This is a genomic window from Leifsonia sp. Leaf336 (assembly GCF_001423695.1).
In the GTDB taxonomy this organism is placed as follows: domain Bacteria; phylum Actinomycetota; class Actinomycetes; order Actinomycetales; family Microbacteriaceae; genus Leifsonia.
Genome location: NZ_LMOZ01000001.1, coordinates 805,297 through 825,348 on the forward strand (window position 1 = coordinate 805,297; position 20,052 = coordinate 825,348).

Annotated in this window: 22 protein-coding genes; 7 read left to right on the plus strand and 15 right to left on the minus strand. The window is 70.4% G+C overall.

The window, feature by feature from the left end; all coding sequences use genetic code 11:
• Positions 1-18: 18 nt before the first annotated feature.
• Positions 19-1,407, plus strand: a complete 1,389-nt coding sequence (locus ASF88_RS03950) for a maltokinase N-terminal cap-like domain-containing protein (RefSeq protein WP_055914503.1) — start codon at positions 19-21, stop codon at positions 1,405-1,407.
• Positions 1,408-1,620: 213 nt separating this feature from the next.
• Here the strand turns inward: ASF88_RS03950 and ASF88_RS03955 are convergent, their stop codons facing one another.
• The 8 genes from ASF88_RS03955 to paaA form a co-directional block, all read right to left on the minus strand.
• Complete coding sequence (locus tag ASF88_RS03955; RefSeq protein ID WP_157498205.1) at positions 1,621-3,003, minus strand: LLM class flavin-dependent oxidoreductase; 1,383 nt, start codon at positions 3,001-3,003, stop codon at positions 1,621-1,623.
• A 61-nt stretch (positions 3,004-3,064) separates the two neighbouring features.
• Entirely contained in the window at positions 3,065-3,889 is an 825-nt protein-coding gene (locus tag ASF88_RS03960; RefSeq protein WP_055914509.1) for a phosphatase PAP2 family protein, read from the minus strand.
• A gap of 95 nt (positions 3,890-3,984) precedes the next feature.
• Positions 3,985-4,755 carry an enoyl-CoA hydratase/isomerase family protein gene (locus ASF88_RS03965; RefSeq protein WP_055914512.1) on the minus strand — a complete coding sequence of 257 codons (771 nt, stop codon included), beginning with the start codon at positions 4,753-4,755 and terminating at the stop codon, positions 3,985-3,987.
• A 21-nt stretch (positions 4,756-4,776) separates the two neighbouring features.
• Positions 4,777-5,865 (minus strand): 1,2-phenylacetyl-CoA epoxidase subunit PaaE, encoded by a 1,089-nt coding sequence (gene paaE / locus ASF88_RS03970; protein WP_055914514.1) that lies wholly within the window; start codon positions 5,863-5,865, stop codon positions 4,777-4,779.
• A gap of 10 nt (positions 5,866-5,875) precedes the next feature.
• A complete protein-coding gene (gene paaD, locus ASF88_RS03975; protein WP_055916636.1) occupies positions 5,876-6,361 on the minus strand; it encodes a 1,2-phenylacetyl-CoA epoxidase subunit PaaD in 486 nt (161 codons plus the stop codon).
• Positions 6,355-7,209 carry a 1,2-phenylacetyl-CoA epoxidase subunit PaaC gene (gene paaC, locus ASF88_RS03980; protein WP_055914516.1) on the minus strand — a complete coding sequence of 285 codons (855 nt, stop codon included), beginning with the start codon at positions 7,207-7,209 and terminating at the stop codon, positions 6,355-6,357. The genes paaD and paaC overlap by 7 nt, the downstream gene beginning before the upstream one ends.
• Positions 7,206-7,496: a 1,2-phenylacetyl-CoA epoxidase subunit PaaB gene (gene paaB / locus ASF88_RS03985; protein ID WP_055914520.1), complete on the minus strand. Its 291-nt coding sequence runs from the start codon at positions 7,494-7,496 to the stop codon at positions 7,206-7,208. Before paaB ends, paaC begins: the two co-directional genes overlap by 4 nt.
• Positions 7,493-8,476, minus strand: a complete 984-nt coding sequence (gene paaA, locus ASF88_RS03990; protein ID WP_055914523.1) for a 1,2-phenylacetyl-CoA epoxidase subunit PaaA — start codon at positions 8,474-8,476, stop codon at positions 7,493-7,495. Before paaA ends, paaB begins: the two co-directional genes overlap by 4 nt.
• 81 nt (positions 8,477-8,557) lie before the next feature.
• Here paaA and ASF88_RS03995 point away from each other — a divergent pair, with 81 nt between their 5' ends.
• From ASF88_RS03995 to ASF88_RS04015, 5 genes are all read left to right on the plus strand, one after another.
• A complete protein-coding gene (locus tag ASF88_RS03995) occupies positions 8,558-9,160 on the plus strand; it encodes a TetR/AcrR family transcriptional regulator (protein ID WP_055914526.1) in 603 nt (200 codons plus the stop codon).
• 175 nt (positions 9,161-9,335) lie between these two features.
• A complete protein-coding gene (locus ASF88_RS04000) occupies positions 9,336-9,623 on the plus strand; it encodes a type VII secretion target (protein WP_082518736.1) in 288 nt (95 codons plus the stop codon).
• Entirely contained in the window at positions 9,613-11,628 is a 2,016-nt protein-coding gene (locus ASF88_RS04005; RefSeq protein WP_162242559.1) for an alpha/beta hydrolase, read from the plus strand. The genes ASF88_RS04000 and ASF88_RS04005 overlap by 11 nt, the downstream gene beginning before the upstream one ends.
• 62 nt (positions 11,629-11,690) lie before the next feature.
• Positions 11,691-12,242 (plus strand): hypothetical protein, encoded by a 552-nt coding sequence (locus ASF88_RS04010; RefSeq protein ID WP_157498207.1) that lies wholly within the window; start codon positions 11,691-11,693, stop codon positions 12,240-12,242.
• 156 nt (positions 12,243-12,398) lie between these two features.
• Positions 12,399-12,791 carry a hypothetical protein gene (locus ASF88_RS04015; protein ID WP_157498209.1) on the plus strand — a complete coding sequence of 131 codons (393 nt, stop codon included), beginning with the start codon at positions 12,399-12,401 and terminating at the stop codon, positions 12,789-12,791.
• Between the two features lie 11 nt (positions 12,792-12,802).
• On the opposite strand, the gene paaZ is transcribed toward ASF88_RS04015, so the two are convergent.
• Complete coding sequence (gene paaZ / locus ASF88_RS04020) at positions 12,803-14,863, minus strand: phenylacetic acid degradation bifunctional protein PaaZ (RefSeq protein ID WP_055914542.1); 2,061 nt, start codon at positions 14,861-14,863, stop codon at positions 12,803-12,805.
• Between the two features lie 48 nt (positions 14,864-14,911).
• Between paaZ and ASF88_RS04025 the strand changes: the two genes are divergently transcribed.
• Positions 14,912-15,316 (plus strand): PaaI family thioesterase, encoded by a 405-nt coding sequence (locus tag ASF88_RS04025; protein ID WP_055914545.1) that lies wholly within the window; start codon positions 14,912-14,914, stop codon positions 15,314-15,316.
• On the opposite strand, the gene ASF88_RS04030 is transcribed toward ASF88_RS04025, so the two are convergent.
• From ASF88_RS04030 to ASF88_RS04055, 6 genes are read right to left on the minus strand one after another with little or no spacing between them, the layout of a single operon-like run.
• Positions 15,288-16,199, minus strand: a complete 912-nt coding sequence (locus ASF88_RS04030) for a 3-hydroxyacyl-CoA dehydrogenase family protein (RefSeq protein WP_055914549.1) — start codon at positions 16,197-16,199, stop codon at positions 15,288-15,290. The genes ASF88_RS04025 and ASF88_RS04030 overlap by 29 nt on opposite strands.
• Positions 16,196-16,936, minus strand: coding sequence for an enoyl-CoA hydratase/isomerase family protein (locus ASF88_RS04035; RefSeq protein ID WP_055916638.1), 741 nt, complete (start codon positions 16,934-16,936; stop codon positions 16,196-16,198). Before ASF88_RS04035 ends, ASF88_RS04030 begins: the two co-directional genes overlap by 4 nt.
• A 38-nt stretch (positions 16,937-16,974) precedes the next feature.
• Positions 16,975-18,159, minus strand: a complete 1,185-nt coding sequence (locus ASF88_RS04040) for a thiolase family protein (protein ID WP_055914552.1) — start codon at positions 18,157-18,159, stop codon at positions 16,975-16,977.
• Between the two features lie 40 nt (positions 18,160-18,199).
• Entirely contained in the window at positions 18,200-19,396 is a 1,197-nt protein-coding gene (locus ASF88_RS04045; RefSeq protein ID WP_055914554.1) for a low temperature requirement protein A, read from the minus strand.
• Entirely contained in the window at positions 19,393-19,632 is a 240-nt protein-coding gene (locus ASF88_RS04050; protein WP_055914557.1) for a hypothetical protein, read from the minus strand. Before ASF88_RS04050 ends, ASF88_RS04045 begins: the two co-directional genes overlap by 4 nt.
• Complete coding sequence (locus ASF88_RS04055) at positions 19,629-20,051, minus strand: hypothetical protein (RefSeq protein ID WP_055914560.1); 423 nt, start codon at positions 20,049-20,051, stop codon at positions 19,629-19,631. The genes ASF88_RS04050 and ASF88_RS04055 overlap by 4 nt, the downstream gene beginning before the upstream one ends.
• Position 20,052 lies beyond the last annotated feature (1 nt).

Sequence of the window (20,052 nt, forward strand, 5' to 3'; positions counted from 1 at the left end):
CGGGCGTACGGTTCAGGCATGACGGAACTGACGGAGCTGGTGGGCTCGTGGATGCGCCGCCAGCGCTGGTACTCGACCAAGGCCGTCGAGCCGCGGCTGCGCCTGCTCGGCTCGTTCGAACTCGAACGCGCCCCGGAGACGGCGGACGACGGTTCGCGGATCGTCACCTATTTCTTCTGCGACGACGCCCCGCGCACCCCACGGGTGTACCAGGTGCCGCTCGTCGCGCGGGTGCGGCGCGACGGCGACCCTGCGGGGTTCGTGGGCGAGGCCGGAGGCCGCTGCCTGTACGACGGGCCGGTCGAGGAGGCGTACGTCGCGGCACTCGCCGCGCTGATGACGGGCGCCGGACGCACGGACGGCGAGCACGCCAGGTCGACCGGCCACTCGCTGGGCGCGCGGATCCCCGTGCACTCGTCGCGCCGGCTCTCGGCCGAGCAGTCGAACACATCGATCGTCGCCGAGATCGACGACGGCGTGCTCACGCTGGTGAAGGTCTTCCGGGTCGTGCAGGACGGCGAGAATCCGGATATCTCGACTCTCGCGGCCCTGACCGCCGGCGGATCGGAGCGCACTCCCGCCCTTCTCGGCTGGCTGTCCGGCTCGTGGCCCGGCCCCGACGCCGACGATGGCATGGCGACGGGTGAACTGGCGCTCATGCAGGAGTTCGTTCCTGGTGCGGAGGACGGCTGGGAGCTCGCCGTCAGCGCCGCGGAGCGCGGGGAGGACTTCACCGAGCGCGCGTTCGCGCTCGGCGCGGGCACGGCCGAGCTGCACCGGCTGCTCGCGGCCGTCCTCCCGTCGCGGCCGGCGGAGGCCGGGGACGTCAGGGCCGCTCTCGACGGCATGTTCCGGAGGCTCACCATCACGACCACCGAGGTGCCGGAGGTCGACGAGCTGCGTGCGGCGATCGCGACCGTGTACGAGGCGGCAGCGGCCGCACCGCTCCCCGTGCTGCAGCGCATCCACGGCGACCTCCACCTGGGGCAGGTGCTCTATTCCTCCGACCGCGGCTGGCAGTTCATCGACTTCGAGGGCGAGCCGCTACGTCCGCTGGCCGAGCGCGCGCTGCCCGACGCGACGATGCGCGATGTCGCGGGCATGCTGCGCTCGTTCGACTACGTCGCGGGTTCTCTCGCCCAGCGCGAGCCTCCGGCAGACGCCCGGGCGTGGGCCGCGGACGCGCGCGAGGCATACCTCGACGGCTACGCCTCCGTCGCGGGCGACGTGCTGCACGAGTTCGCCGACCTGCTGACGGCGTTCGAGCTCGACAAGGCGGTCTACGAGATCACGTACGAGGCTCGGCACCGGCCGAGCTGGATCCCGATCCCGCGTGCGGCCGTCGAGCGCCTGCTCGACGATGCCCACGGGTTCACGCCGCGCACGGGTTCCCGCCGCGCCGGGTGAGCGGCCGCACGCGGCATTCGTGACCGACGAAGCCGCGGCGTCCGGCGTGTTACCCGCACGCCGGCCGCCGCGTAGAACGGACATCTTCGAAGCCCATGCCCGTCCTGCGCGCATTGTGCGGCGTGCGGGAGGCCGCGGGCAGACAGAACGCCGGGTCTACCCCGACTCGACGGAGGTGGGGATCCCGGCGCTCTGCGTGTGCTTCTGTGTCGATCAGGCGTTCGCGGTCGCCTTGACGCGGTACTGCGCGCCGCGGTGGTCGTCGGGCAGGCGGTCGCCGGCGCCGTGCAGCTTGTTCCGCAGCGTGCCGGGGGCATAGGCCTCCGGGTACGCTCCGCGCTTGCGCAGCTCAGGGATGACGAACTCGACGATGTCCTCGAACGTGCCCGGCGTGATCGCGTAGGCGAGGTTGAAGCCGTCGACGTCGGTCTCCTCGACCCACTCCTGCAGCTGGTCGGCGATGCTGACGGCGCCGCCGACGATGAACGGGCCGAGGCCGCCGATCACGCCGTTTCGGCCGATGTCGCGCACCGTCCACTCGCCACCCTCGGCGTTCGGTCGCTGGAAGTTCGCGACCGCCGACTGGATGGCGTTGCTCTTGACGTTGCCGATCGGCTCGTCCAGGTCATACTGCGACAGGTCGACGCCCATCCAGCCCGACATGAAGACCAGGGCGCCCTCGTCGTTCGTGTACTGCAGGTAGTCCTCGAACTTGGCCTGCGCCTTCTCGTCCGTCTCGTCGGTGATGATCGTGAGGAGGGTGTAGATGCGCGCGGAGTAGCGGTCACGGCCGGCGGCCTCCAGCGCGTCGCGGAGCTTCGCCACGGTCTCCTTCAGGCCCTCCTTGGTGGAGGCCGCCACGAAGATCGCCTCGGCGTTCTCGGCCGCGAAGCCGATGCCGCGCTTGGAGGCGCCGGCCTGGTAGATCACCGGCGTGCGCTGCGGGCTCGGCTCGGAGAGGTGGATGCCCGGCACGGTGAAGTGCTTGCCCTTGTGGCCGATCTCGTGCACCTTCGTCGGGTCGGTGAAGACGCCCGACTCGCGGTCGCGGATGACGGCGTCGTCCTCCCACGAGCCCTCCCACAGCTTGTAGAGCACCTCCAGGTACTCGTCGGCGTGGTCGTAGCGGTCGTCGTGCTGCAGCTGGTCGTCGTGACCCATGTTGCGCGCGGCCGAGGGCAGGTAACCGGTGACGACGTTCCAGCCGACCCGGCCGTTCGTCAGGTGGTCGAGCGTCGACATGCGGCGCGCGAACGGGTACGGGTGCTCGTAGGCGGTGCCCGCGGTGACGCCGAAGCCGAGGTTCTCGGTCACCAGCGCCATCGCCGAGACCAGGAGGAGCGGGTCGTTCACGGGGACCTGCGCGCCGTGGCGGATGGCGGCTTCGTTGCTGCCGCCGTAGACGTCGTAGGTGCCGAGCACGTCGGCGATGAAGATGCCGTCGAAGGTGCCGCGCTCGAGCAGCTTCGCGAGCTCGGTCCAGTAGGTGAGGTCCTTGTAGCGCCACGCCTGGTCCTCGGGGTGCCGCCACATTCCGGACGACTGATGGGCGACGCAGTTCATGTCGAACGCGTTGAAACGGATCTGACGGGTCATGCGGTCCAGGATGCATGCGTTCCGCGTCGCACGCACGCCGCCCGCCACATTCCGTAACGCGTCAGCGACGTGCGGGAGGGATGAAGGTCGATCGTTGCACGTCCGGTCGGTCGTCGCCGTAAGGTTCGAGCGGTCCGATCCGGCCGAGGAAGGGCAGCAGCCCGAGGACACGGATGCCGTAGGCGTTCCAGATGCCGGCCGCAGCGAGACCGGCGGCCAGTGCCATGAGAACGCCGCCCACCACGTCGCCGGCGTAGTGGGCGCCCGTGTAGACGCGGCTGACCGCTACGAGCACGACGAGAACGCTCATGAGCACGGCGACGAGTCTGCGCCGCTTCGTCGCGAGGAGGATCAGCCCGATCGAGAGTGCAGCGACGAAGGTCGTGTGACCGCTGGGAAAGCTCGTGTCGCCGGCCTTGACCAGCAATGCGTGATCCAGGGCGTCGACAGGCGGGCGCGGGCGGGCGACCGTCAGCTTGACGGCTTGAGCGGCCAGCCAGCCGACCATGACGACGAAGCACACGGCGAACGCGTTGACCGGGGCGCGCCTGATGAGGAGGAAGACGAAGAGGCACGCGACGATCAGCACGTTGCCCAGCGGCTCGAAGATCGTCGCGATCGCCGAAGCGATGGCGTCTGCGGGGGCCGATCGCGACGAGCTGGCGACGGCGACCAGGTCGAGCTCGGCCGCGGCGATCGCGGGGACGAGCTTCACGATGAAGCCGAGGAGGAGGGCGAAGAGGCCGGCGTTGATCGAGAGGACGACCCAGTGCTGCGGAACGGGCAGCCGGGCGAGCCGCGTCGCGTGGGCGTGAGCGTGCGCGTGCGCCTGCGCCTGCGCGTCGGTGTCGGACGACCGTACTCCGGCCCTAGTGGATGATGGCATGGGATGTGGCACCTTCTATGCGATATACCACCCAGTGTGCCAGATGCCAGTGAGAACAGGCTGGGTGCGTCCAGGCCGGATCGCGAGCCGGCGCCTCAGTCGCCGCGGAAGACCGGCGGCCGCTTCTGCTGGAAGGCGGCGAAGCCCTCGCAGTAGTCGGCGGTGTCGCGGAGGGCGGCCTGTGCCTCGTTCTCTGCGGCGACCGACCCCCACAGGTCGAGGCTGCCATCGCGGAGGCCCGCGACGATGCCCTTGCTCGCCAGGAACGCCCGGGTCGCGCCGCGGGAGGCGCTCGCAGCGACCTCCTCGACCGCTCCATCGAGCTCGTCGGCGGGCAGCGCCCGGCTGAACAGTCCTCCGGCCACGGCCTCCGCACCCGAGATCAGCCGCCCCGAGTAGATGAGGTCGAGCGCGCGGTGCGGGCCGAGGCGCGAGACCAGCAGCCAGTGACCTCCCGAGTCGAGGGCGGCGCCGAGCGCGGCGAACGGCGAGCCGACCTTGGCGTTCTCGGCGACGTACACCACGTCGGTGGCGATGAGGAGGCCGAGGCCGACCCCGAGGGCCGCTCCCTGCGCGGCGGCGAAGGTCGGGGCGGGGAAGGCGCTCATCCGCCTCAGCAACGGCGTCACCAGTCCGTCGAGGTAGCCAGAGACGTCATCGGTCGCCGGGTCGACGCCCGCGATGTCGCGCCCGGCGCAGAAAGAGCGCCCCTCCCCGCGCAGGACGAGGGCGCGCACCCCGGCGGCCTCGGCCTCCGCATAGGCTGTGTCGAGGGCGCGGAGGTCGTCGGGGCCGAGCGCGTTGAGCCGCTCCGGCGCGTTCAGCGTGACGCGCGCGATGCCGTCGTGGATGCTCAGATCGATCACAGGCCGTCCGCCCTCCGCGTCTTACACGTCATAGTCCACCGCCACCTTCTCGGTCAGCGGGTGCGACTGGCAGGTGAGCACGTAGCCGGCCTCCAGCTCCTCCGGCTCCAGCGCGTAGTTCTCGGTCATCCGCACGTCGCCGAAGAGCAGCCGTGCCCGGCAGGTGCCGCACACGCCGCCGGTGCACGCGAACGGCACGTCGGGCCGCACCCGCAGCGCTGCGTTCAGCACGGATTCGTTGGCGTCGACCGGCGTGGTCACCGTGGAGGTCTGACCGTCGAGCGTGAACTCGATCTCGGCCGTCTTCTCGCCGTCGTGCACGACGACGGGGTGACCGACGTCGCCGCGCACCTCGCCCGGCTCGCCGGTCGTGAACAGCTCGAAGTGGATGCGCGAGCGCGGCACGTCGTACGTCTCCAGCACGTCGCGGCAGAGCTGCACCAGTTCGAACGGCCCGCACAGGAACCAGTCGTCGACCGTGCTCGGCGGCAGCAGGGCCTCCAGGATGGTGCGCAACCGCTCCTCGTCGATCCGCCCGGACAGCAGGGGAGCGGTGCGCTGCTCCCGCGACAGCACGTGGTGCAGTGCCAGGCGCGACGGATAGCGGTCCTTCAGGTCGGCGAGCTCCTCCAGGAACATCACGTCGATCGCCGTGCGGTTCGTGTAGACGAGCGTGAACGAGCTGGTGGGGGACGCCGCGAGCACGCTCGAGGCGAGTGCCATCAGCGGGGTGATGCCCGACCCTGCCGCGATGCCGGCGACATGCTTGTCGTCCAGGTCGCCGAGGTCGATCGTGAACGTGCCCTGCGGGCTCATCACGTCGATGCGGTCGCCGGCCCGCAGCTCGCTGGTGGCCCAGGTCGAGAACGCGCCGCCCAGGTCGCGCTTGATCGCCACGCTGATCCGGCCGCGCGACGGCGGCCGGCAGATCGAGTAGCTGCGGCGGAGTTCGCGCCCGTCGACGGTCGCGCGCAGGGCCACGTGCTGGCCAGGCAGGTAGTCGTACTCGCCGTGGAGGCTTTCGGGCACCGCGAAGGTCACCTCGACGCTCGCCGCGGTGAGCGGACGCACCTCGGCGACCGCGAGCGTGTGGAATCGCGCACGCGCCATCAGCGGGACCTCACAGCGCCTTGAAGTGGTCGAACGGCTCGCCGCACTCGTCGCAGACGAAGAGCGCCTTGCACGCTGTCGACCCGAAATGCGACACCTCATGCGTCCGGAGCGAGTCGCAGTGCGGGCACTTGACGCCGAGCGTCAGCCGCACCGGGCCGGTGCCGGGAGGCGGCGCGATGCCGTAGTCGCGCAGTGCGGCGCGGCCGTGGTCGCTGATCCAGTCCGTCGTCCAGGCCGGCGCGAGCGCGAGGCTGACCCGCACCTCGTCGAACCCCTGGGCCGCGAGCGCGCGCACGACGTCCTCGCGGATGGCGTCCATCGCCGGGCAGCCGGAGTAGGTCGGGGTGAGGACCACCTCCACCCCGGAGTCGGTCACCGTGACGGCCCGCAGCACGCCCAGGTCGTCGATCGTCAGCACGGGGACCTCGGGGTCGAGCACCGCCGCGGCGGCCGCCCAGGCCCGCCCCGCCTCCGCCGCGTGGCCGGTCACCAGGTCGCTCCGGGATGTGCGCGGGCGAGCACCTGCATCTCCGCCAGCAGCGGAGCGAGGTACTCGGAATGCCGGCCGCTGCGGCCGCCGCCCGCCGCGGTGAATGTGCTCGGGAGGTCGACCTCGGCCTCCGTCACGACCGCCGCGATCACGGCGTCGAACGGCTCCCGGAGGGTCGACGGCCGGGGCGCGACGTCCTCCAGGCGGTCGTTCAGCGCCTCGTCGCGGAACAGTTCGCCCACGTACGGCCAGAGGTCGGCGAACGCGGTCAGGGTGCGGCGGCGCGACTCGTCGGTGCCGAGCGCCAGCCGCAGCACCCACTGGTCGGCGTGATCGCAGTGGTAGGCGACCTCCTTGACCGCCTTCGCGGCGACGGCGGCGAGCACAGGGTCGGCCGAGGCGCGCAGCCGCTCGTACAGCTCGAAGAGGTAGTGCGATGCCGCGAACTGCCGCACGATGGTGTGCGCGAAGTCGCCGTTCGGCTGTTCGAAGAGGTGCGCGGAGCGGAAGTCCTGCTCGTCGCGCCAGTAGGCGAGGTCGTCCTCCGAGCGGTCGGAGGCCGTACCCGCATAGCGCAGCAGCGACCGGGCGTGGCCGAGGAGGTCGAGCGCGATGTTGGCCAGGGCGACATCCTCCTCCAGCTCGGGCGCCCGCGAGATCCACCAGCCGAGCCGCTGGGCGAGCACGAGCGAGTCGTCGCCCAGCCACAGTGCGTACTCGGCGACGTCGGGGGAGGCCGCGGCCTCGGACGCGACGAACTCGGCCGAGAGGGTCACGGCGCTGAGCTCGACATGGCCGTGCTGCGCGAACTCGTCGTCGTGCGTGGAGGCCGTCGGAGTGGCGTCTGTCACAGGTGCTTCACCCCTTCGCTCTCGGTGTAGTACGTGGCGTGCCGGAAGTTCTTGCCCTCCGGTGAGGTGAAGAAGGCGTCCTTGGCGTCGGGATCGCTCGCGGTGATCGCGTCGGAGCGGACCACCCAGATCGAGACGCCCTCCCCGCGGCGGGTGTACAGGTCGCGGGCGTTGCGCACGGCGAGCTCCTCGTCGGGGGCGTGCAGCGAGCCGACGTGCACGTGGCTGAGGCCGCGGGACGCGCGCACGAAGACCTCCCAGAGCGGCCAGACCTCCTTGCCGGTCATGCAGCGACCTCCTGGGGGCGCGCCTTCGTCGCCTTCTTCTCCGCGTACGCCGCCGCGGCCTCCCGCACCCAGGCGCCGTCTTCGTGCGCCTCCCGCCGGCGCTGCATGCGCTGCGCGTTGCAGGGGCCCTCTCCGGCGATCACGCGCTGCAGCTCGCTCCAGTCGATCGGGCCGAGATCGTAGGCCTGGCGCTCGTCGTTCCAGCGGAGGTCGGGGTCGGGGAAGGTCACGCCGAGCACCTCGGCCTGCGGCACGAGCATCCCGACGAACCGCTGGCGGAGGTCGTCGTTCGAGAACCGCTTGATCTTCCACGCCATCGAGCGCGCCGAGTTGGGGGAGTCGCCGTCGGGAGGCCCGAACATCATGAGCGACGGCCAGTACCAGCGGTTGACGGCGTCCTGGGCCATCTGCCGTTGCTCGAGGGTGCCGCGCATCAGCGTGAGCAGGATCTCGAAGCCCTGGCGCTGGTGGAACGACTCCTCCTTGCAGATGCGCACCATCGCGCGGCCGTATGGAGCGTACGAGCAGCGGCAGAGGGGGACCTGGTTGCAGATCGCCGCCCCGTCGACGAGCCAGCCGATCGCGCCGATGTCGGCCCAGCTGAGCGTCGGGTAGTTGAAGATCGAGGAGTACTTGGCTGCGCCGCTGATGAGCTGCTCGGTCATCTCGTCGCGCGTGATTCCCAGGGTCTGGGTCGCCGAATAGAGGTACAGCCCGTGCCCGGCTTCGTCCTGCACCTTGGCCATCAGGATGGCCTTGCGCTTGAGGCTCGGGGCGCGGCTGATCCAGTTGGCCTCCGGCTGCATGCCGATGATCTCGGAGTGCGCGTGCTGCGACATCTGCCGGATGAGCGTGCGGCGGTAGGCGTCGGGCATCCAGTCGCGCGGCTCGATGCGCGAGTCGGAGGCGATGAGCTGCTCGAAGAGGGCTTCGCCCGCGTCGGCTTCGGGCGTCGTGGTGCTTTCCGTGGTGTTCGTCATCGAACCGGGCACTCCAATCAATACTGACTGATCGTTCGTTCAGTATATGCGAGCCGACCGTGTTCATGCCACACTGTCCAGGTGACCGACACCCGGACGGCCGAGCCCCTGCGCCGGGGGCGGCCCGGCTACGACCAGCGCGGCATCCTCGAGGTTGCTGTGGCGGCGTTCAACGAGCACGGCTACGACGCGACCTCCATCGGGATGCTGGCCGAGCGCCTGGGGCTGTCGAAGTCGGCGATCTACCACCACGTCGCGTCGAAGGACGAACTGCTCGCCCTCGCGCTCGACGAGGCCCTCGACGGGCTGGAGGGTGCTCTGCGATCGGCCGAGGAGGCCTCCGGCACGGCCGCCGAACGGCTCGCGCTCGTGCTCCGCGAGGCGGTGCTGGTGCTGGCCGACCGCCTCCCGTACGTCACCCTGCTGCTGCGCGTGCGCGGCAACACGGAGGTCGAGCGGGCCGCGCTGCAGCGGCGGCGCGCGTTCGACCACGCGGTCGCGACGCTCGTGGCCGAGGCGCGCACCGAGGGCGCGCTGCGCGCCGACGGCGATCCCGCCGTCGTCGCCCGTCTGCTGTTCGGGATGATCAACTCCCTCACCGAGTGGTACGACCCCGCGGGCGCGGTCACCCCCGACGACCTCGCCGACACGATCCTGGCGTTCGCGCTGCGCACGCCCTCCTGAGCCCGCCTCCCAGCCTCCAGCGCCCTCATCGCCGCCGAAGGGCACGTAATCGCCCCTAAAACGCGGATTTAGGGGCGCGAGCGTGCCCTTCGGCGCGCGACGACTACGTGTAAAATTAGAAATAGACATTTCAGGTACGTCATGGAAACATTCTTGGTAGCGAGAGTGGGGTTTCATGAGCGGAAAAGTGGCGGCGGATGTCGCAGTGCTGCGGGCTGAGGCGCATTCCTTGGACAGGCTGCCGGAGGCGCCCCCCATCGTGACGATCGGCATGGGTGACCTGGGGAGCGCCCGGGCGGATGCGGCGTTCGAGCGCTACTACCCGACGTGGTCGTCAGAGTGCTCGTCGACGGTGCGCAGTGTCCAGAAGCTGTCGGCACTGCTTCGCTCGGCGGCCTACACCTATGAGCAGCGCGACGCGGAGGCGGCGCGGGCGTTCGGCAGCGATTCCCGTGCGTTCTAAGGTGCGGGATTGGTCGCCGGTCAACTTCGGCGACGACCCCACCCCGGGAGATGTGGACGCCGTCGCGGCCCTGATGGATGACGTGCGGGCGCGCGGGGAGTGGTTCCAGTCCATCGCGGGTTTGGTGCTCGATGTTCGGGGCCGAGTGGAGGCTCCGACCTGGTCGGGGCTTGCCGGACAGGCGTTCTGCTCACGGTTGGGCGGCCTCCAGGTCGCGGCCGAGAAAGCAGCGACACGCAACCGAGAGGTGGGGGCTGCCGCTCAGACGTGGGCGGAGGCGATGTTCTCCGCCCAGTTCGACGCGGATCGGGCGTTGCACAGCGCGGAAGAGGCGCAGAAGGAGATCGCAGCGGCGGAAGCGTCGATCCAGGCGTTGTCCGGTTCCTACGATCAGGCGCTCGCCGCGGTCACGGGGATGACGGACTTGATCGCTGCATATACGAATACACCGCCTCCACCGAGTACGCGTGTTCCGACCCTCGTCGAGGTAGCTGCGGCGAAACAGCGTGCGCACGAGATCCAGGCAGACCGTGATCAGGTCACCCGGAGGTTGGAGGACGCGCGACAGCGGCTGGAGCAGGCTCGCGCCGAGGCCCAGTCAGCACACGACGAGTTCACGCGGGCGGAGACCCGCTTCGTCACGGCGATCGAGCATGCCGCCGAGGCGTCCCCCGACTCACTCTTCGGCGATCTTCAAGAGTTCACCACTGCCGTGGAAACGTTGACGACGATCGAGAAGGTCACCGGAACTAGCGGCACCACCTTGCTATCTCTGCTGACTCGGCTTCCGTTGGACCAGTTGAAAGCGCTTCTGGCCGGCGATCCTGACCTCGCGCGACAGTTCTGGGACAACCCGCCGACGCCAGAGCGAGTGGCCGGGTGGTGGCTCAGCCTCAACCCCGACAGGCGAGCGGCGTTCATCGAGGCAGCGCCCGAGATCATCGGCAATCTTCCGGGTGTGCCGTACAAAGACCGGAACACCGCGAATCTCATCAGCTATGAGGCCGCAAAGCGTGACCCCGACCTCTCCGACGCCCAGCGCAAGGTGATGGCGGCCATGGGAAAGGCGCTCATCCCGCCGGCGGACGGTGTGCCCGTGCAGCTCGTGGCGTTCAATTTCTTCGCTGAGCCGCCGATGCTCGCCGTCGGCTACGGAGACCTCGATACGTGTTGGCCGACAACCTGGTCCGTGGGCGGCATGGACTTCGGCGCGAAAGACGGGCTGGATGACTGGAGCAGGGCGAGCAGAAACCTGTGGAGAGCTCAGAAGCAAATCGACACCAGCGCCAGCCCCGGGGTCGTGGCGTGTTTCGAGTACGACAACCCGGATCCCGTCGGTGTGAACGTCAGCGATTCCGCGAAGAAGGGCGCCGCTCGGTTCGCAGCTGAACTCGACGGCAACGCCGAGTTGCGCGATGGATTCGTGTCCGGCTATTCGCCGATCTCGGTCACGGCGCATTCCTATGGCACGACGATGGCTTCGATCGCTCTCACGCAGGTCAGAGCGAAAATCGACTCGTTCGTGATGGTGGGCTCTGCGGGTATCGACACGTCGTTGGTTTCGTCATTGTCAGAAGTCCGTGCGGCTCACGTCTATACGACTGCGGCGTCTCCGGACCAGCTTGCGCCGATCGGTGCCGCTGTCTCCGGGCGCGCAAACCCGAACCCCGGGGTGACGCTGCCGTTGGCCCAGTCGATCGGGGGTGCTCAGGCGCTCAGTGCCGACGGTGACGGTAAGGATTTGCAGCGGGTGGACGGGCACAACCCGATCGGCAAGCCGGGCCATTCGCCGATCGGGTGGATCGGAAACGCGGAACCCTCCGAAGGACACGGCTATTACGACGTAGGCACCCAGTCGCTCTGGAATATGGCTGCAGTCACCACGGGGCGGGTGGACAAGGTCAGTGGTGCGTTGACCGACACGAGCGAGCAGTCTTCGGAGCACAACCGGTGGGCCCACTGGGACCTCGAGCAACTCTCCCGGTCGCCGGGGTTGGGCCGGTGACCCGCGTTGTCCGTGTTCTGTTGGTGGCGCTTGCTACCAGTTTGGTTCTTGGAGGTTGCACTATGACATCGCATTATCCTGACTCCGGTAAAACGGGGCAGCAGTTGCGTATCGAGACGATCGAGGCGATGAACGCCGCGATCACGGCCTCGGAGCTTCCGGATGGGTGGGGGCTCGGGCTCCAACCGGAGGCGAAGCAGTGGAACCCAGCCACGGTCGAGTTCATCGGTGAGGGCTGCACCACCCAAGGCAACCGCGGCCAACGCTTTCAGGTTGCTCTCTTTCACGCGCCGGTCGGTGACCCGGTTGCGTTCGCCACGAAGATGGGGGAGTTCTGGGAAAGCCAGGGATACTCCGTCAGCGTCGTCGGGGGTATCGACATCGACGATGAACACACCACGGATCTTCGCGCTGATCGCGCGGACGGCAGCCTCTACGCAGGCGTGACCGCCATGACGACCCACTTCTATCTCAGCGTCTACTCGGAGTGCTCCACCGATCCCAGCCTGGACAAGTTCGCGGGCCCGAACGGTTATCGCACCTTCGACGAGTTCGACCCGAATCCCTACAACCCGACCAACAGTCCCAGCGTCACTCCCTACCCTCGGGAGTGAGCGTGGGGAGGCCGATGAATGCGGTCGTGGTGGTGACTCGCCTCGTTCGGCCTCCGGCCCTCGACTAGGACCTGCCGCCGGAACCATCAACCCCCGAACCAGCGTGATCTGCACCATACCGTAGCTACTGTTCCCGACGAGAGGATTCCTTGGACCATGACACCCGCATCTGCCGCACTGGAATCGCATCTCGACAGTGAACCCGCCACGTCGGTGGGCTCGCGGTCACTGCTCGTCGTGGGAGTCTCGTTTTTCGCTGCAGCTGTCTTGGTTTTTCTGGGGGCGCTGTCAACGGGGATGGTCTATGACGCCTCCGCGCCGGCGTATGCGCGCCTCAACGCGTTTTTCCTCTCCATTGGAGCGAGCCTGCTTTACTGGCCGCTCCTGCTCGCGAGCATCATTGTCTGCGGTAACGCGATCGGGAGAGCAACGCGAAAGAGGCTCGCAATCTCGACGATGACGATCTCTTTCGTCTGCCTTCTCCCAGCGACCCTGTGCCTGGCGGTCACTGTCCTGTGGCTACTGCCGATGTTCATGCACTCGCGCTGAAGCGCCACCGCCTACTTCGCGACGAGGGTGAGCACGTCGTAGGAGGCGACCAGCTCGTCGCGCTGGTTCGTGATGCGCGCGTCCCAGCGCACCTCGCCGTAGTCGTCCGTCTCGCGGGGCGTGATCTGCTTGGCCGTCAGGTCGACCCGGATGCTGTCGCCCGGCGACACCGGCGTCAGGAACCGCAGGTTCTCGAGTCCGTAGTTCGCGAGCACGGGGCCGGGCGCCGGGTCGACGAAGAGGCCCGCCGCCCACGACACCAGCAGATAGCCGTGCGCCACACGTCCGGGGAAGAACGGGTTCGCCGCCGCGGCCTCCTCGTCCATGTGCGCATAGAAGGTGTCGCCGGTGAACGTCGCGAACGTTTCGATGTCGTCGAGGGTGACGCGGCGGGCCCCCGAGCGCACCTGGTCGCCGATCCGGAGCGTCGTGAGCGACTTGCGGAACGGGTGCGGGCCGTCGGAGTCGGCCGCGGCTCCCGCATGCCAGACGCCGGTGACCGCGGTGAGGAGGTCGGGCGAGCCCTGGATGGCCGTGCGCTGCATGTGGTGCAGCACCGCACGGATTCCGCCGAGCTCCTCCCCGCCGCCCGCGCGGCCGGGGCCGCCGTGGACCAGGTGCGGCATCGGCGAGCCATGACCGGTGGAGGTGCGAGCGTCGTCGCGGTCGAGCAGGAGGATGCGCCCGTTGTAAGCCGCCGTGCCGAGCACGAGCTCCCGCGCGAACTCCGGGTCGTGGGTGGCTGCGCTCGTGACGAGCGAGCCGCCGCCGAGGGCGACGAGCTCCGCGGCCTCCGCCGCTGTCGCGTACGGGAGCACGGCCGCGACGGGTCCGAACGCCTCCACCGTGTGCGCCTCCGGCGTCCGCGCGTCCGCGAAGCGCAGCACGATCGGCGCGAGGAACGCGCCCTCGGGCTCGGCGCCGAGGCTGCCGTCCGCGCGCTTCACGCTCGGCTGGTCGAGACCTCCGATCGCCAGCTCGCCGCCGGCCGCCACCAGGCGCGTGACCTGTCGCAGCACCTCGGAGCGCTGCTCCCGGGAGGCGAGCGGACCCATGGTCACGCCCTCCGCCCGCGGGTCGCCCACGACGACCCGCTCGGCGATCCGGTCGCGCACGGCCGCGAGCACGTCGTCGACGGCTGCCGCCGGGACGATCGCTCGGCGGATCGCCGTGCACTTCTGGCCGGCCTTGGCCGTCAGCTCGACCACCAGCTGCTTCACGTACGCGTCGAACTCCGGCGTGCCCGCCAGGGCGTCCGGGCCGAGCACCGAGGCGTTGATCGAGTCCGTCTCACTCGTGAACCGCACGCCACCCGTCTGAACCGAGTCGTGCGCGCGCAGCCGTTCGGCGGTGGAGGCCGACCCGGTGAATGCGACCAGATCGCCCAGCCGCAAATGGTCGAAGAGGCCCGGGACGCCTCCGCACACCAATTGCAGCGTTCCGGCGGGCAGGAGGCCCGACTCGACGAGGATGCGCACCATCGCCTCGGCGACGTACGCGGTCGGCGTCGCCGGCTTGGCGAGCGTTGGCATTCCCGCCAGGAACGACGGCGCGAACTTCTCCAGCAGTCCCCAGACCGGGAAGTTGAACGCGTTGATCTGCACCGCAACGCCCGGCAGCCGGGTGAAGATGTGCTCGCCGAGGAACGAACCGTCCTTCGACAGCGGCTCGAGGGCCCCGTCGATCAGGACCTGGGCGTTGGGCAGCTCGCGGCGACCCTTCGAGGAGTACGTGAACATCGCGCCGATGCCGCCGTCGACGTCGATCCAGGAGTCGGCCTTGGTCGCGCCGGCACGCGCGGAGAGGTCGTAGAGCTCCTGCTTGCGCTCGGTCAGCACCTGCGCCATCTGCTTGAGCAGCACGGCGCGCTGGTGGAAGGTCAGCTCGCCGAGGGAGGCCTGACCCACGGTGCGGGCGTACTCGAGCGCTCCGGCCAAGTCGGCGCCGGCGGCGTTGACGCGGGCGACGAGCTCGCCGGTGGAGGCGTCGCGCACCTCCGCGGCGCCGTCGTCGGCGCCGCTGTCAGATGCGGGGCTCCACCACTGATCGCGCAGGTAGCTGGGCAGACTCATTCGGTACCTCCCGGGAGGACAGGGGCCGGTGGCACGTAGGCTGGTGCCGTGGCCGATGAAGACTGGACGATCGAGCTCGGCGAGCTCGACGAGAAGATGGGCGTTCGCATCCTGGAGCAGTCGGCGCAGCGCGTCGTGGCGACGATGCCGGTGGAGGGCAACCGCCAGTCGTTCGGGCTGCTGCACGGCGGCGCTTCGGTGGCGTTCGCGGAGGCGTTGGGTTCGTGGGCGGCGGTCATCCACGCCGGGCCGGGCCGCAGTGCCGTGGGGCTGGACATCAACGCCACGCACCACCGGTCGGCCCGCAGCGGGCTGGTGACCGGTGTCGCGACGGCGATCCGCCTGGGCCGCACGGTGACGTCGCACGAGGTCGTGGTGTCCGACGAGGACGGCAACCGGCTCTGCACCGCACGAATCACGAACCTCATCGTGGACGCTCCGGAGCGCGGCTGACATCGGCGCCGGCGCCTCCGCCCGTCTCGTCGCTCCAGTCGTAGAACCCCCGTCCCGACTTGCGGCCGAGCAGGCCCTCGGCGACCATCTGCCGCAGCAGTGCGGGAGGCTCGAAGCGCGGCCCGAGTTCGTTCGCGAGATACTCGGCGATGTCGAGCCGCACGTCCAGCCCGACGATGTCGGTCAGCCGCAGTGGGCCGACCGGGTGCTTGTAGCCGAGGGTCATCGCTGCGTCGATGTCCTCGGGGGAGGCGACGCCCTCCTCCACCATCCGCACGGCCTCCAGGCCGAGCAGCACGCCGAGGCGCGATGACGCGAAGCCGGGGGAGTCGCGCACGACGATCGGGGTCTTGCCGAGGGCTGCGACCCAGCCGGTGGCGAGTTCGACGGCGCTCGGCGCGGTCGCGGAGCCGGACACGACCTCCACGAGCGCGGAGGCGGGCACCGGGTTGAAGAAGTGCATGCCGAGGAACGCGCCCGGCCGCTGCAGCCCGGCGGCGAGGGCGTCGATCGACAGCGAGGACGTGTTGCTGGCGAGCACGGCGAGGGGTTCCAGCAGCTCCTCTGCGCGCTGCAGCGCCTCGCGCTTGAGGTCGGGCAGCTCGGGCACGGCCTCCACGACCAGGTCGCAGCCGCGGAGGGCGTCCCAGTCGATGGTCGTGACGATCCGATCGGGCTCCGGCGCGACGGTGCCGCGGAGGACGCTGCCCTCCACGGCGGCGAGCACGCGGTCGCGGGCCGCGGAGGCCGAGGCGGCGTCGCGCTCCACGACCGCGACGTTGGCGCCCGCCATGAGGAAGGCGTGCGCGATGCCCGCGCCCATCCGGCCTCCGCCGAGTACGCCGACTCGGCCCGGGATGCCGCCGCTGTCCTCCGCGTTCATCGCTTCCTCCGCTCCAGGAACGCCGTCATCCGTCGGTGCTTCTCCTCCGATTCGAAGAGCACGGCCTGCGCCTCCTGCTCCGCGGCCGGATGCTCGGCGAGCGGCGCCCGCAGGACGCGCTTGGTGTACTGCGTCGCGAGCGGGTCGTTCGCGGCGATCCGGTCGGCCAGCGCGTGCGCCCCGGCGAGGAGCTCGTCCGGCGCGAACAGGTCGCTCACCAGGCCCGCGGCGAGCGCCTCCTCGCCGGTGAGCACGCGCCCGGCCATCGTCATCTCGGCGGCGAGCGGGTGGCCGACGAGCCGGGGGAGGCGCCAGAGAGCGCCCGCGGCCGCGATGATTCCCAGCGAGGTCTCCGGGTTGCCGATGCGCAGGCGCGGGGTGCCGATCCGGAAGTCGGCCGCATAGGCGAGCTCGGCGCCGCCGCCCAGTGCGTAGCCGTCGAGGGCGGCGATGACGGGCATCGGCAGCTCGGCGATGCGGGTGAACACGCTCGCGTTGATGCTGCGGCGGGCGTCCGCGGCCGTGCGTTCGCGCAGCTCGGCGATGTCGGCACCGGAGGCGAAGACCCCCTCCGAGCCGGCGAGGATGAGGAGGCGCGGCTCGCGCTCGAGCCGTTCGCAGACCGCGTGGAGGTCATCGACCATCCGCTGGTCGATCGCGTTCCGGCGCTCTGGCCGGTCGAGGGTCACGACCACGCGGTCGGCGAGCTCGGTCACGAGCAGGGTCTCGGTCGTCACAGGGTCTCCCAGTCGGTTCGCGGGGCTCCGGTCGGCGCTCACACGGCCTCCACGATCAGTGCGGCGCCCTGGCCGACGCCGACGCACATCGTCGCCAGCCCGTACCGCGACTGCTCGCGCTCCATCCGGCCGAGGAGGGTGACCAGGATGCGGGTGCCGCTCGAGCCGAGCGCATGACCGAGGGCGATGGCGCCGCCGTCGGCGTTGACGCGCTCCTCGTCGAGGCCGAGCCGGCGCACGCAGGCCAGAGCCTGGGAAGCGAACGCTTCGTTGAGCTCGATGCTGCCGAGGTCGCCGACCTCGAGCCCGGCACGCTCGAGCGCCCGGTGCGTTGCGGGCACCGGTCCGAGGCCCATCACCTCGGGGGCGACGCCGGCGCTCGCCGAGGAGACGATCCGGGCACGCGGCCGGAGGCCGAAGCGGCGGACGGCGTCGCCGCTGGCCACCACGATCGCCGATGCGCCGTCGTTCAGCGGCGATGCATTGCCCGCCGTGACGACCGAACCGCCCGCGACAACGGGGCGCAGCGCCGCCAGTGCGGCGGCGTCCGTGTCGCGGCGGATGCTCTCGTCGGCGACGACGTCACCGCGAGCGGTGGACACCGGCACGATCTCGTCGGCGAACCGTCCCGCGTCGGTCGCGGCGGCGGCCCGGCGATGGCTCCGGAGGGCGAACGCGTCGGCCTCCTCGCGCGTGATGCCGTCGATCCGGGCGACCTCCTCGGCCGTCTCCGGCATCGTGAAGGTGGCCTTGTCGCGGTCGAGCAGTCGCGGGTTGGTGAAGCGCCAGCCGATGGAGGTGTCGAACTGCGGCCCCGGCTTGGCCCACGGCCGCTCGGGCTTCGCCTGCACCCAGGGAGCGCGCGTCATCGACTCGACGCCACCGGCGACGATCAGATCCGCGTCCCCCGCGCGGATCGCCTGCCCGGCGAGCGTCACGGCGCTGAGACCCGATGCGCACAGCCGGTTGACCGTCACTCCGGGGACGCTGTCCGGCAGGCCGGCGAGCAGCACGGCCATCCGGGCGACGTTGCGGTTGTCCTCGCCGGCCTGGTTCGCGGCCCCCAGGATCACGTCGTCGAGAGCGGCGCCGTCCACTCCGGCGCGGCGCACGGCCTCCCCGACCACGAGTGCGGCGAGGTCGTCGGGCCGGATTCCGGCGAGCGCGCCCCCGTAGCGACCGACCGCCGTGCGGACTCCGCCCACCAGGTAGGCCTCGGGCATCGCAGCTCCTTCGAATGCGAATTACCGAACGAACGTTCAGCTAGTAAATAGTCGCAGAACCCTGCCGGTCGGGCAAGCGACGCGCACGCGACGCGAGTTCCGACGACGTCACGACGAACGCCAGGATGAGCACCCCGCAGCCGACGGCGACCGCGGCCGGCAGCCACAGGGCGGCCACCGCCAGCAACGCGGGGAGCGCCACGGCCGGGATCGCCCAGCGCAGCACGCGCCCCCACGGGTCGCCGTAGCGGCGGGCGATGATCGCGTTCGTCAGGTAGAACAGGGCGATGCCGCCGCCGAGCGAGACCGCGAGCGCGGCGGGCAGCGGCTCGGCGGGGCGTGCGATCGCCTCGGCCAGGGCCCCCGAGAGCGCGGTGACACCCGCGAGAAGCAGGAAGGGGAGGAAGCCGACGGTGTCGCGGATCCCGCGGGCGTCGCCGGCCTCCAGCAGGTTCTCGAGCCCGCTCGTCATGGCGTCGACGCCGTAGAGGAAGAAGGACCACGCGAGCCCGGCCGTCAGCAGCAGCGCCAGTGCGCCGACGATCCCGGCCGCGAGCGTCCAGGCGTCGCTGACCGCCGCCACGATGCTGAGGACCGACTCACCCAGCACGATGATGACGAGGAGGCCGAACCGCTCCGACAGATGCTCCACGTTCATCCGGTCGAGGGCCAGGGAGGACCACGCGCCCGACGTCACCGTGAGGAGGACGATCTCGATCACGATCGCCACGGTCCACAGCACGTAGATCGCCGGAGCCGGCAGGGCGATCGAGACGAGCCAGAGCACCGCCGTCACCCCGTTGTAGGCGACGATCCGCACGCGGGAGGCGGTGCCGTTCGCCCACGACATCCGGATCCAGATCGCGAGCAGGAGGACCCGCAGCACGGAATTGCCCGCGGCGAACAGCCAGGCGCGGTCGCCCACGGCCTCCGGAGCCGCGACCGCCAGCGCACCGACCGCGAACATCGCGATCAGCATCACGATCGAGAGCCTCCGCGCGCTCAGCTGCGGCGAGACGTCCACGACGAAGGTCAGGTTGACCCACGACCACCAGACCGACGCGAACAGGGCGACGAAGATCGCGAGCGTCCCGAACGACGGATGCACGTGGAGGCCGTGCGCCAGCTGCCCGACGAGCGCGACGAAGACCAGGTCGAAGAACAGCTCCATCCAGTGCGCACGCGACGGGTCGCGGTCGGCGGCGACGGGAGGCCGGGGGAGCGAGAGCGAGCTCATCGCGCCCGGCCGGCGGCGAGGAACGCGTCGACGGCGCTGCGGACCCGCTCGTCGTCGGCGTAGCCCGCGAGCGAGATGCCGGCGAGGGCGCTCCAGGCGGCGGGCGTCGTGAGCGCTGCGGCGCGGGCCCGGTCGTTCTGCAGGCGGGAGGCGCGCACGATGACGGCGCCCACGGCGAGGGCGAGGGCGAGAGCGACCACGAACGAGGCGAGGACGACGACGATGGTGGTGCTCATGAGGGCGCCCCTGACGGCGGCCGCCCCTGCGGCTCCGAAGGAGGCGCCGGACGGAGCGCGAGCAGTTCGGCGAGCAGCCCCTGCGCCAGCACGAACGTGCGCTGGGAGCGCCGGGCGAGCAGGTAGAAGACCCCGCCGCTGAGCATCGTCACCATCCCCGCCACGAGCACCCACAACCAGGCGGCCACCGGGACCGGGTTCACCGCGGGGTTCGATTGCAGCACCGGGACGACGAGCGACAGGATGACGCCGGACCCGGCGGCCGCCAGCGCCTTCGCCAACGTCATCGTGTGTTCGTACCTCCACGTCAGCGCGACGGTCAGTCCGTCGACGGCGGCGCGCTCGTCCAGCCGCGCGATCGCCAGCAGGTCGGCGATCGTGAGCTCCGACGTGAGCGTGCCCGTGCGAGGGTTCGCCATA